Annotated in this window: 12 protein-coding genes; all 12 read right to left on the bottom strand. The window is 37.0% G+C overall.

Annotated features, from left to right (window positions below):
* Positions 1–199: 199 nt before the first annotated feature.
* The 12 genes from Q9291_RS07865 to Q9291_RS07810 all read right to left on the bottom strand — a co-directional run bounded on the left by Q9291_RS07865 (position 200) and on the right by Q9291_RS07810 (position 13766).
* Positions 200–1405: a glycosyltransferase gene (locus Q9291_RS07865; RefSeq protein ID WP_306389476.1), complete on the bottom strand. Its 1206-nt coding sequence runs from the start codon at positions 1403–1405 to the stop codon at positions 200–202.
* Positions 1406–1519: 114 nt separating this feature from the next.
* Complete coding sequence (locus Q9291_RS07860; protein ID WP_306389475.1) at positions 1520–2509, bottom strand: glycosyltransferase family 2 protein; 990 nt, start codon at positions 2507–2509, stop codon at positions 1520–1522.
* Positions 2506–3012 (bottom strand): serine O-acetyltransferase, encoded by a 507-nt coding sequence (locus Q9291_RS07855; protein ID WP_306389474.1) that lies wholly within the window; start codon positions 3010–3012, stop codon positions 2506–2508. The genes Q9291_RS07860 and Q9291_RS07855 overlap by 4 nt, the downstream gene beginning before the upstream one ends.
* A gap of 75 nt (positions 3013–3087) precedes the next feature.
* Positions 3088–4071 carry an acyltransferase family protein gene (locus tag Q9291_RS07850; protein WP_306389473.1) on the bottom strand — a complete coding sequence of 328 codons (984 nt, stop codon included), beginning with the start codon at positions 4069–4071 and terminating at the stop codon, positions 3088–3090.
* A gap of 28 nt (positions 4072–4099) precedes the next feature.
* Positions 4100–5053, bottom strand: coding sequence for a glycosyltransferase family 2 protein (locus tag Q9291_RS07845; protein ID WP_306389472.1), 954 nt, complete (start codon positions 5051–5053; stop codon positions 4100–4102).
* Positions 5054–5674 (bottom strand): acyltransferase, encoded by a 621-nt coding sequence (locus Q9291_RS07840; RefSeq protein WP_306389471.1) that lies wholly within the window; start codon positions 5672–5674, stop codon positions 5054–5056.
* Between the two features lie 18 nt (positions 5675–5692).
* Positions 5693–7291, bottom strand: a complete 1599-nt coding sequence (locus Q9291_RS07835; RefSeq protein WP_306389470.1) for a hypothetical protein — start codon at positions 7289–7291, stop codon at positions 5693–5695.
* A 32-nt stretch (positions 7292–7323) separates the two neighbouring features.
* Positions 7324–8535, bottom strand: coding sequence for a glycosyltransferase (locus Q9291_RS07830; RefSeq protein ID WP_306389469.1), 1212 nt, complete (start codon positions 8533–8535; stop codon positions 7324–7326).
* Between the two features lie 116 nt (positions 8536–8651).
* On the bottom strand, positions 8652–9734 hold the full coding sequence (locus tag Q9291_RS07825) for an acyltransferase family protein (protein ID WP_306389468.1): 1083 nt from the start codon (positions 9732–9734) through the stop codon (positions 8652–8654).
* A 36-nt stretch (positions 9735–9770) separates the two neighbouring features.
* A complete protein-coding gene (locus Q9291_RS07820; RefSeq protein ID WP_306389467.1) occupies positions 9771–10841 on the bottom strand; it encodes an acyltransferase family protein in 1071 nt (356 codons plus the stop codon).
* 40 nt (positions 10842–10881) lie between these two features.
* Complete coding sequence (locus tag Q9291_RS07815; RefSeq protein ID WP_306389466.1) at positions 10882–12369, bottom strand: O-antigen ligase family protein; 1488 nt, start codon at positions 12367–12369, stop codon at positions 10882–10884.
* 38 nt (positions 12370–12407) lie between these two features.
* Complete coding sequence (locus Q9291_RS07810) at positions 12408–13766, bottom strand: oligosaccharide flippase family protein (protein WP_306389465.1); 1359 nt, start codon at positions 13764–13766, stop codon at positions 12408–12410.
* Positions 13767–13866: the final 100 nt, after the last annotated feature.

The following is a 13866-nucleotide window of genomic DNA, read 5'->3' as shown; positions in this document are numbered from 1 at the left end:
ATATCTATGGCAATACTGAGATTGCATTGCCATAGCATTTGGCACAGCAATCTCAGCCACTATATTGTTACCGTTGCACATACATAGGCTTAAAATCGATTAGAGTGAGAGCTAAGTCAAGGTAATTGAATTTAATTATGACGTAAAAAAGTTACGGTTAAACATCGATAAGAAACATAAATCAATTGTAATTTCGTAATCATGCATCAATAAATGCAAGTAAACGATCAGTATTATTTTTAAGAGAAAATTCGTTTTCTACATGCTTTCTGGCTTGGCTGACATAATGATTCAAGCTTTCCGGATTCTCAAAAAGCGTACATATCTTCTCTGCCAACTCAATCTCATTAGCCGAATCAGCCAGTAGACCAGTAATACCATCTATCACAAGCTCGGGAATGCCGGAAATTCTGGTAGAAATAACTGGCACATTTTGTGACATAGCTTCCATCAACACGACGGGAATACCATCCATATCCCCATTGGAGTCTATCCTGCAAGCTAATACAAAAGCATCAATGCCAGCCATCCAACTTGAAACTTCAGCATGCTTTAATGGACCAATAAAACTCACTACTCCGCGCAAACTATATTGATCAACCAAATTTTCAAGTAGTGATTGATCCGGCCCATTGCCGGCAATCAACAAGCGAAAGCGTCCTTGATGCAGAGTATGCAACCGATACAAAGCCTTAATCAACACATCAATGCCCTTTTTTTCTACAAAACGACCCAATGTACCCAAAGTATATTGCGGTTTTGACCCAAACAATGCAGGTGCATCTACCGGTGAAAAAGCAAAACCACAACGCACAATCTGGATTTTTTTTTCATCCAGTCCTTGCGAAATTAAGTAATTACGATTGTATTCTGAAATCGTACAAAACACTTTGCTACGCTCCGCTTTTTGCTTTAACAATAACGGACGCTGAAAAATATCATTGGCATGCGCCATCACAGAAAAAGGAATGCCCGCCAATGCAGAAGCATACATACCAATTTGTGTTGGTACATGTGCAAAATGTATATGCAAATGCGCACACCCTTCTTCAAGCAAAGACTTTGCAAGCCCTGCAGCCATTAGAAACTGGAAAGCAAGCTTCATGCTCTGCTTATTCAAGCCGACAAAAATAACATCAGAAACCAGACAGCGAAATCCCTTTAAAAAGGATAAAGGCGATGAAAGTATGAATAGTAAAGCTTGCGATAACCAATACAGCTTACGATTGTAAAGGTATATAGTTTCAACAAAAAAAGAGGTAAGTTCCGGCTGTACAATGACAGGCCTGTGTACTGAATAACAAACAACTTCAAAACCAGCACTCCTGACAGCAATAACTTCATTAAACACAAAAGTGGCTGAGAATGAAGGTATTTCAGGTGCTAGATAAGCGATTTTTTTCATTATTTGTCAATCAAGTAAACTGGCATGATTAAGTCTAGATCATGTAGGAGGTGATATGAATCACTTGTGCATTTAAGGATTATTTAAAGTTTTTTTATCGCTCTTACGGCATGCTTATTTATACTCAATAATTCTTGCTTTTCTACCGAATAAACGATTCTTGCCAAACATTAAGACCCCTTGAAGCTCAGCAAATTTAGCAAGCAGCATTAGCAAAGCAAGTCTATTAGCAAAAATATGGCCTGAAAACCGGGTACGTAACCTAAAAAATTGAACCAGATAAATGAGCAGCAAAAAAATGGCTACTGACCAGCAAGATAATAAAGCAAAAGCTAAAAAAGAAAATGGCAACACCCCTCCCCACAACAGCGCGCGCAATACTTCCTTTTTTTTATGCTGCTCAGGCTTAGCACCATGTAATGCGTATCCTTCGGCATAGGCATGCCCTGCTCTTACATTACGTTTCCACCACTGACCAAAGCGTAATATGTTGGCATCATGCCAAGTCATATCGGCATTTATGCGCTGAATTTTCCAGCCTGCATTTCGCAAGCGCACGCATAACTCTGGCTCTTCTCCTGCAATTAACTGATCATTAAAGCCTCCCACGGCCTTAAAGTGATCGACTCTAGCCAAGAAATCGCCACCACAAGCTTTGGTCTCACCTACAGAGGTATTCCACTCCAGATCACATTGAAAATTATAGACCGAACTGCCAGGGAAACGCTCCCTGCGCCTACCACAGACAATTGCAAACTCCTGGTGACTGCTTAAGAAATCAACGGCAATTGGAACCCACCCATCGACAACCTCACAATCACCATCAACAAATTGAACAAAAACGATTTCTGGGTAAAGCGCCATCAAATGTTCAAAACCTGCATTACGGGCTCTGGCTGCAGTAAATGGTAACTGCATATTCAGGTTTAGAACATTCACACCCAAATTACTTGCATTCAAAACCGAACTATCAACAGAAGCTGAATCAACATAAACAATCGCATCTGTTGTACTTTGTATTGACTTCAAACACTTTACTAATCTGTCACCTTCATTTCGGCCAATGACAACCACACCAATTTGGTTGAAGTGCGTAATACTCATACTTTCTTTCTAGATTTGATGATAGCGGGCACTCCCACAGCAATCGAGTCGTCAGGAACATCAGTCAACACAACCGCATTAGCGCCAATAATGACTCTGCTACCAATTTTTATATTACCCAACACTTTAGCACCTGTGCCGATATCAACGTCATCACCAAATACAGGCGCAACCACATCTTCAACATTTTTCAACCCTACAACCACGCCATTTCTGATGCGGCAATTTGTTCCAAACCTAGCATAACCACTAATCACAATACCGCCAAAGTGGTCAATCACAAAGCCCTCACCTACCTCAACCTCGCATGGCAGTTCAATGCCAGTGACAATCTGAACAAGCTTATAAAGTACTTTGTAAATAAGCGAACACAGTTTCCGTAGAAGTTTAATCCTGACGCCATAACGCCATCTGCCAAAGCGATAAACCAGCATGACCCAAAAGCCTTGGGCCGCCCAGTTACCTTTATATATATTTAAGTCGTTTCGGATGTAATCAAACATTATTTTCTAAATAAAAATTATTCACCATACGCTAAATTCTAATATGACCGAGCTAAATACTTAATATAGTTGTCGTCAGCCTTTAACCTTTGAAGTTAAACGCTGACCAAGGGCAATCCAACGCTTTTCGTAATAGAACGTTGATATATGTGCAAGCAAAAATGTCAATCCAAACAACAATGGCCTTTTAAGGTACTTCTGAGCTTTTGTTTCACCTTGGCCAATCCAAGTATCTGCCAAAACGCCATGAATCAAATATAAAGCATAAGATATTTGAGCAATATATGCTAAAAAACGACTTCTCAAGATTTGAAAAAACAACGTCTGGGCATTTGAATTAAATACTGTCGAGCCAATTGTTAATAAAGCTATGTATGGTCTGAAATAATTAAGTGCCCCTGATTCAGGGTGCGCGGATAATACCAATATGGGCAACATGATCAGTGGATTTAGCTTGCTAACAACAGCTTGGATTCTAAGCCATAGAGGTTTATCCGCATTCACTAACATAGCGAGTAAGCACCCTGCCAAAATTTCATCAATTCTAAAATAAGTATTAATCACCATTGGTTTGTCATAAGTAAATCTTGCAATGGATACAGCAATACAAAATAATGGTAGCAAGTAAAAGGCATACCGCTTAAATATCCAAACCAGTAAACCAATCATTACATAAAACTGCATCTCAACACACAAGCTCCAAAAGTGTCCAGTACTTGGAAGTAAACTCATTGGTGGCCAATTTGCATAGAAGAAAAAATGTGGTAAGTACTTCCATGATTCAGCATTAAAGTAGATGAGTGTAGTGAGCAACACCACCCACGCAAGGGGTAAAATACGTAAAAATCGCTTGATAAAAAAAGACTTTATATTCAAGTCTTTCTGCAAAATACTGGTGATTAAAAAGCCCGATAAAATAAAAAACAATGCCATTCCTGTGCCGGCTATACTCACATTAAGTTGATATTTTGCAGGGCCCAAGGGTAATAGATGACCACATAAAACCAACAATATACTAATGCCACGCCAACCATCTAAAATATCTATTCTTTTTGTCATACTATTCAAACCTGGTTCTTATATTGGATTAATGTATCGGTTTTATGCCGAAGCTGGTTTTAATGAGAATATGTATAAAAAGTGGTATGGCAAATAAGTGTTTACATTTTCTCCCATACACTATTGATTTAATTGATGTTTTAGAAAACGCAAATAAATCAGCGAGAATAAACAAAAAGACATAAATTAGAAAACCGGAAAAATTGTTGTTCTTTCGAAAAAATAGTATTTCACTTTCAATTTGCAAGAAACTGACTTGTTTACTGACAGAAGAAATTTTGTTATCGGTTTTAGCACTTTCTCCACCGATATGAACAACTGTTGCATCTGGGAAATAAGTAACTTGCCAGCCCGCCTTCTTTGCAGCTAAACAATGGTCTACCTCTTCATAGTATAAAAAAAATCTTGGGTCAAAAAGACCAACTTGATCAATGACCTCCTTTCTAACCAAATAGTAACAACCTGGCACCCAGTCGCATTGGCGAACACTTGCATGATCCCAATGCATATCATCAACCATTTTGGTTAATTTAAACCAACGCTGTAAGCCTGCTCGTTGAACAAACAAATTCCAAGCTGTGGGAAAATATCGGCATGACGGTTGTAGAATACCGTCCCGACCAACCAGCCTTACCCCTAGAATCCCTGTATCTGGATTGTTGTCCATGAATTGCAGCGTTTTATCGAGCGTATCACGCTCAACAAAAGCATCAGTGTTCAACAATAATACATACCTACCTGAAATATTGTTTAGTACCTGATTATTAGCTCGTCCAAATCCAACATTCACTGAGTTTTTGATCAATGTAATATTTGGAAACTCAAACTCAAGAATTTGATTAGAATCGTCTTGTGAGGCATTATCAATCACAAACACTTCGTACCGCTCACGCTGCAGGTTAGATGTGAAAAGCAAGTCAAGCACTTTTTTGCTTAACTCAGCCGTATTGTAACTAACTAAGATGACTGATAAATCCTTCAACTAGGCACTCCTGTTACTTGTATTATTATTTTTAAAGAAATGCCTGACTCTCAATTCTACAAGCTGCGGCTCAATCTCAGGGTCAAAACCGCCTTCACGCTTTTGTATCAAATCAAACCATGGCAACGATAACGTTTCACTTTTTAGCTTCTCAAGTAAAGCGCTTGTATCACCGATCACTTTGGCAGGTACACCGCCTACAACACAATTATCCGGAATATCTTTAACGACAACAGACCCAGCTGCAACCACAACATTATTTCCAACACTTACATTTCGCAAAATAATTGCACCATGACCAATAAATACATTATTTCCAATTACAATTTTACCCACAGCATCTAACTTTTCATTAAATGCATTATTTAACATTGCAATCACACCATCATGACCGATCAAATAACAATCAGACAAGACAACGTTATTTCCTATTTGTACATATTGTGGATCGGTAAAGTGCGCATCCAGATTTATTAAACAAGACTCTCCCATACTATGAAAAGTGTTTCTCGCCTTTAAAAATGCTGCATACTCCGCATTACTAGGCTTACATAGCCTTTTATATAGATTAATAAATCTGCCATGTTTAAATGCATTGTATTTTATTAATCTTTTTATCATTTATAAAAATCCGAATTTCTATTTTTTCAGTTTTATTGATTGACCATGAGACTGCGCCCACTCAACCACAGATTTAAACTTGGCTGATTGTTCTGGATTATCAGTTGGACGTTCCAGCAACCCCCAACTGCCCCATTTACTCCATACACTCATACTTGAGAAAGCGCAAAGCAAACCACCACCAGACTGCTCCCAATCTTTTAAATAGCGACTATAAAGCTTTCCCATGCGAGGGTGTGCATTCGCTTTAGAAAACAAATCAACAAGTTGAGTATTGTTTTCAGCACCCCTGTATGCGGTTAAATGTTGGCCTGCCTCATACGCAACGAGTGAAAGGCCATAACGTTCACTTACTTTTTTGCTATCTTCTATCCATTTTTTTGCTTCAGGGAGCTTAACCGTTTCAAGATATTCAAATAACTTATCCAAACTCCAATTCATTACCTCCTTATCATTAAGCACATCATTCGGTGCCACGTTAAATGAAAAGTAAGGTGCAATAGCCAAAGCATCAGCATATTCGACTAAATCTTCAAAAGAAAGGATTTTTTCTGACACATAAGGATTAGCGGCTTGTGAGGCAACAACGCACACATATCTTTTTTTATTGTCAGAGACTTTAGCAACTATTTTGAATATATCTCTACAACGCCTTGCGTAAGCTAACAAGCCCGCGTCCCTCGGAGATTGGGCAAGTGCCGTTTTAACCCCGATATCAACGCAATACTTTGACTGGTTAAAAACAGAGTTCCACACCTCATTTGAGTATTCAATCCAAGCACGAAGACCTGGTTTTAAATGCTGGTCAATGTATGTAATATATTTTTCAACATAATCATCATCTGCAAGATGTGGAATACAAAACCAGGCATCAGCATCTAGTTTGTTAGCCAAATCAACCATTAGCTCCAAAGGAACGCCTTTAAGACTATATGATGCATCCTCCAGCATGGGTCGATCAGACCAATGTTGAATTTTAGAGTTATTTGTAGCAATAAAATCCATAAACCGAATACAAGCCATGCCGGCCCATCTATCTATAAACTCATTTGTGTATGTAACACCTTCAGAGCTTTGATATTCTGGCAAGTAAACGCGAATATTTCTGACGTAATTTTTGGGATTAGTTTTGTTAAGGTTGACAGCCAGTGGCATACTTGCGGAGTTAACTTTTACCACCAACTTGCCAGGTAAGGCTTTTATTACTTTGCCAACATTAAAAGCTAGCTGAACTTCACCTTCGCCATCAAATAAAATGGTATAAATACCAGTTGGATATAAACCAGCCAAAGCAACCATCTTGGTCGCAAAACCAGCAGCATCGAGCCTTTTAACCCAGCCATGCTCATCAATATCGAGCTTGGGGCCAGAACCCCATTGCATTGCTTTCGCATTACTTACCCACTCACCTGCACTTTTGAAAATATCCGTAAAAGGTAACTCAGATCCCCAATATGAAATTGCAGCAAGGTTAATCCCCATACTTGCAGGAGATACAAATTTGACTTTATTGGGATTAAGCAAGGCTTTACCAAAAGCAAACATAGGCTGCCGAGATAGAAATGCGCCTGCCACGGCAATTGCAATCCCGGACTTTACGAATGCACGTCTTTTCATATTGACTCCATGGTAAGCAATTATTTACAAACTCACATTTTTAATAATGATTTGTATTGATTAATCCAGTCATCAACTAAAAGGTCCCAGCTCCATAACTTGGCCTTGTTATAAGCATTTATTGAGAACTTTTCTGCTAAATCGGGATTAACTGCAAGTTCGTCCATATACTTTGCAATATCGCTCACTACTTGATCGTGGGACTCTGGTGTGACAAGGAAACCGTCTACATTGTGCTCAACCAGTAATTGAGGCCCTCCCCAATCAAGACATATTGCTGGAATTCCCATTGCCATAACCTCTTGAACAACAATACCATTCGCATCCTCAATACTTGGAAAGACTAAACTGCGATAGTTTGAAAGTGAGTTTAAAAGATCCTGGTGGCTTGGATACCAAGGAATAAAGTTTACTCTATCCTCTAATTTCAGTTCTTTAACTAAATTTTTACAATACTCCAATTCAGGGCCTGTACCGACGATATCAAAAATAATACGATTTTTTGTTTTGGTTAAACTTTCAATCACAAGAAAAGTACACTTATGAAAAACAACCCTGCCGTATTGTACAAACCTGTAATTATTTTCAATATGATTTACACGTGGTTGGCTTAATACAGTTTCTTCAACACCACAGTCCAAGGTATGGTACATCTGCTTTTCTCTACAGCCTGCGCTATATAATGAAGAACTTGTTCTGTCTCCTCCAGCAACTAAAATCAAATCAGCATTTTTAATTCCAAACGGTAAAACTGAATTCAGTTTCTGAAATAAAAAGTGCGTCTTACGGCGAAACTTGGTGACCAACTTTTCTTTATGATAGAAAAAACTTGGGTAGTAGATATTTCCATTGATTGGACCAAATACATTCAAAAAATTTCCGGATAGACATCTTGGTTTTACAGGTGAATTAGGCTCAGTTTGATGAATAATCAGTTGCTGATTATTCCAGCCTTTTTTTAAGGCAATCTGCTCAGCTAATTTTACAGATTTATATGAGAACCAAGCATCACAAAATAACCTAAAAATAATTGAGTGATACAAGAACAGCATCACAAAATCATCTTTAACAAAATAAACATCTTTGACCTTTAAATCATTGACTACTTCGTTCAAGTTTCGCTCATGAGTAATCTGAATAGTTTGAGGCAACCTCTTTTTTAAATTAGTAAAAATTTGAAAGGCTTTCATTGCCTCTCCGCCCTTTTGTTTTGAAAAATTAGGGGCTATCAAAATAATATTCATTTGCAACCTTAACGAATTAAAATTTAGCTCTTAATATGCTTAATATATGTTTTGCACAAAACAAAATACTAATCAATTTAATGATACGACTTATCCTTCATATCAGTTATCACATTTTATATATTTTTAACTTTACGCTCTGAAAAATTACGCAGATATAACTTTAGAGTTGACTGGAAGTTATCAGTGAAAATGGATAACAAATAACAAATAATTGGTATTACAAATAAAGCTATTAGAAAAGAGAATTTAGATTGAGAAGATTGTCCTAAAATGACTTCTTGGAATTTGAGAAGTGGGAGATGAAATAGGTATAGCGTAAACGAGACTTTTGAACCTATTTTGATTAAACTCTTGAAAAAGCCATACCATTCAAACTCAAAGAAACGAAGAAAATATATGTGAGCTGAAAACATTATTGCAGTGGCATAATCAACCAAAAAGTGTGATGAAAAACCAGCTTTATTATGAAAAACACCAAGTATGCTGACTGAACTCTCTTTCAGAACATAGATAAAGTTAAACTTTACTAGGATCAAAATAATTACAGCAGGCAGTAGGAAGCTTAGAGTTATTGCAATATATTTGTTAACTTTAATGGCATCCCTATAATTGTAAATCCATACTCCAAACAGCCAGCATGGTAATAGCAGTATTACTTTTGGCCCTGAAGCTATAAAAGCTACCGTGATAGCGGCTATTCTTTTCCACCCATTTAAAAAGAAAAAACAACCAAACAAAATATAATACATCACCTCGTAGCATAACGACCAATAGGGTTGATTCCAAAAAGGATAGAGTTCTAGTGTACCAGCTTGACCTAAAAATAAAACATTTGTTAGTAAATTGGTTAACTCATCCTTAAAAGATACACTATAAAAAAAAGCAAACAAACAGCATAAAACTAGAGAAGGAAAAGCGACACTAAAGACCCTGGCAAATCTATCGACAACGTAAGAAAATGCCCCCTTATTCTTAAAATAAGTACTGTAGGCAATGACATATCCTGACAGAACAAAAAACAAAATCACAAAAAAATGCCCTTTGTCTGGAATCAACTTTAAAACAGAAGGTGGGCCTAAACTAATAGTTTTGATGTGATATAAAAACACCATAAATGCAGAAAAAAAACGGACTGCATCTAAATAATAGGATAAGTGTGAAGGCATATTTTTTTTATTACTAAACGTGATTGCCATAACTAAAACCTTATGTCTTTATAATTCATTGGCATATCACTTAACATTGGATCCAAACATCAGTCTATATCTTTTAGTTCTACCCTCAATCAACAGGTAAGATACATAAGACATCACTATGGTGGCCAGCCAATAGCATAATTGCCATTTTAATGTTAGCTTCATATCTCCCCCAACCAATAAATCTACATAAATAATGGCTAACCAATGAAATAAATATAAGGAGTAGCTTAATCTACCTAAATGTGTCATCACAGGTGTAGAGAAGATTGCCCTTACCCTCTTCATGACTGGAGAGCTTGAAAATAGTAAATTGGCAACCAACATAAAGAAGACTACATTTTGAATGCTATATCTAAATGTTTCTCTAAAGTACAAGCTTCTATATAGCAGCGTCATTAATAATACGGTCAATCCTGCATAAACAATACGATCATTTAAAATAAATGACTTAAATTTTTCATATATATTTTTTGTATGAAAAAGTACAGCCAACAGACATCCCATTGCAATTGAGTCGATTCTAGTTTCAGTCGCTGAATAATTGTAGCCCCCATCTACTAACAAATCAGGGTACAACTGAACAGAGAGTAATCTTATACATAAAGGCAAAATGGTCATGATGACAACCACTTTGATAAACCTGCCAGTGCTAAATGTATAGGCCAATAAAGGTGCATATAAGATATAAAAGTGCTCTTCGATAGCAAGGCTCCATAAAATATTAAATGGAGAGGGGTAACTGTTTAAAGCATCGTAATGAATAAAAATCTTGTAATAGTTTGCGTAATAAAAAAATGCAGAAAATATTTCTGCCAATTTAATATGGTGATTCACAAACAAAACGGTTGTAATAGCGATGCATATAAAAAAAATCAATGGTGGCAGTAACCGCCAGAAGCGCCTCATATAAAACCGATATAAATCGATATGCTTATTAGCATCAGCTTCGGCTAATAATAATGAAGTGATTAAATAACCACTCACAAAGAAAAAAATTGTTACCCCAAGTCCTCCTGGAATGATATGTCCAAATCCAGCATGAGAGATGATGACAAGCAATATTGATATCGCTCTAATTCCATCAAGTTCAGGTTTATAATTCAAGGAAGCTCCCTATTTATATATTAAATATATTGGTGGCGGACTAGGCATTACTCTCAAGCTTTACCAGCTTGATATAACTTGCCGAAATTGCGAGTAAAATCCAGTACATCCATGGCACAAATGAAATACTGCTAACATCTGCTATCATCAACGCAACACCAACGAGCGCCGAAAGTAGGCCTTTTCCGATAGAACTCAGCTCATTATCATTGGTTAATTTTATTGCTTTATATAGCATTGCCATAGTGCCAAGTATTAATGCAGAAAATAAGAAAAGGCCTACATACCCGCTATCTAGTAAAACCTGTAAATAGGTATTAGTAATATCAACAATACCTTGCCCCTGTCGCATCACTTCCATTTCTGGTTGCTCCAGATAATTATCTGAACCGAATAATGGGGTTCTATTTGCCACATTGAACGCACTTTCAAATAATCGACTTCGATAGTCAAATGTTTCCGACTCAGTATTGCCAATAAGGGGAAGCATATTGAGTATTTTCTTACCCGACTCGGATACAGACATCAAGCCTAGCAAGACTGTTGTCCCAATCATAATTCTTATCATTGTTACGACAGGTGTTTTACCTAACAAACCCAAGACAATTAACATGCTAATTGCCCCCATCCACGGACCTCTGGAGAAAGGTGCAATGAGTCCAAAAAGAAGTACGAGCAGTGTAAACTTTCGAATTAAGTTGTTATTAAAGTACATATTTTTCACAGCAAAAAAAAGACCAAAAGCAACTGCAATCATAAAACCGAGGACAATGGGTTGCTGCGACGTTGCAACCGAACGTAGCATCCCGTCACGAGAAATAGAAAACTCATTTGCATTTACGAAACCAAGTGATTCAGTTAAGGCATGATAAAAAGACCAGTGTTTAACGGTTTCTACAATACCAACAAAGGATAGAAGCGTCATTGCCATTAAAAAGGCAAGTAATACCTCTTTAAGCCTTTGCCTTGAAGATTGCAATTTTGAAAAAACATAAAAAGGTAAAAAAACATCTGTAAAGATAATAAAAATACTTCTTATACCAACTGTCGTTGTTGCTATCCTAAACGTAAGGATCACTTTTAATACAATCAGTAAATAAAACAGTTTCTCGACAAGCAGTAAAGGTTGTTTGTTTTTTTCATTTCTTTTTGTGTAAATTGAAAAAGCGACTGGAAATAACAACATTAATGATAAAAGTTTTGAAAAATCAAAAACAAGGAAATAATTAATTCCTGCAAAACCATAGATGGGGACACCAGCTGTCGGTATAGCAAACAATAAAAATATGAAAAGAGCGGGGGTGTTTTTGATATGCTTCTTTATGTGGTGCACACAAACGGTAGCAATAAAAGCAAACATCCAGAAATTCACACTTAAAAATGCGGCTACCGTAATTTGATACCAAGCACGCTGTAAAGTACTAAATATTTCCGCTGATAAAATATCTTTCACTAGCCTTTTTAAAATAAAAAAAGCAACAAAAAAAATAGCTAGCAAAATTATGAGCGTTTTAATATTTTGCAACATTGCTGGGCGGCCTTAAGCTTTTGTACATATGAGTTTTATCAAAGTCGACCTATACAATTGTAAAGAAATTCCAACCCTTTACCAATTAAAAGCCCAATAAAAAAAACGGGGATGACATATAGCTCTTTTTTAACATTAAGCAATTGCCATCTCATTTTATTAAAAAATACTAGAGGCAGACTAAAAACACCATTTAAAGCAATCACATACAAACTTGCGTGAAAACCATAAATCCTTAAAACAATTGGCATGATCACTATAATTGCAATTGCGCGTAGTAAGTTTAAACGCACCAGTAACTCAGGCTTGCCCATCGCTAAGTAACATTGTTCCGCAAGCGTGAAGCGTGATACTGCCAGTGAAAGACTTAGTATCTCTAGTATGACGCCAGCCTCTGCATAACGGTCATCGTAGAGCACATCAATCACAATATGTCCTGTGATGTATAACACTCCAGCTGTTAGTAGACATAAAACATCTACCGGTAGCCTGAGTCGATAATAGATATTTCTTAAATTTTCAGGCTTAGTTCGATAAACTTCACTAAGTGCTGGAAAAGCAGCAAAACTAAATACCCTATTAAGCATCTCCATCAAAGCATTGCTTAAAAAATAGGCTGTCGTATACAAACCCAGCGTGCGCGCTGACACCAATCCTCCAAGCATAAATCGATCACCGGAAATATACAGAAAACCAATCGCAGAACTTAAAAATACCCATTTTCCAAATTTTATAATGTCTTTGACTGCAGTCACATCCCAGTCAAAGCGGTTATCCGAAACTCCCAAATATCGATGACTCACATAAACTGTGAAGAAGCTATTGATAATCCCGCCGATAATCAATGCCCAAACATCTCGCCAAAAATAAGTAATGGCAATCGTAATGATGAGTGATAAAACCTGCCCCAACAGGTCGAGCATGGTTTTTCGCATTACGTTCAGATTGCGAATAGCAAATGCAGCGTTAGTTGACTGAAAACCAAGTATGAACTGATTGATTGTAATTAAAACAATAATTAAAGGAAGCTGAGGATTGGCATAAACGGTATGTATATCAAATATATCAAACTGGTTTAGACTCCAAACAGTGCAAGCTGCGATGATACCTAACAGCGTAATCACCACTCCACGCAACACCTGTAGCGTCCATAAAGTATTTATATAACGTTTTTCATGACTACGGCCGCTTTGAATTAGATTTTGACTGAGTCCAATATCCGAAAATAAATTCAAACCAAACTGAATAGTATAAGCTACAGACATCAGTCCAAAAATTTCGGGCATGAGCAATCTGGTTAAGACCAGATTACCCATTAAACGGAATATTTGCGATGCAATATTGGAAGTTGCAATGATGAGTCCGGAAGAGAGAGTTTTATTTTTTAGGCTAGCCATGGCATCGTGATGAATTTTTTTATGCAACTAGAGCAAGTTTTAACGATAAGCTAGCTGTTGAGACTCATAGGGGTGGTTATGCATTGCAACTCAATAGTAA

Origin of the sequence: Methylophilus aquaticus (assembly GCF_030769565.1) — a bacterium.
Classification (GTDB): Bacteria; Pseudomonadota; Gammaproteobacteria; order Burkholderiales; family Methylophilaceae; genus Methylophilus; species Methylophilus aquaticus.
Note: the sequence above shows the minus strand (reverse complement) of the source record. Positions and strands in the feature narration are given on the sequence as shown.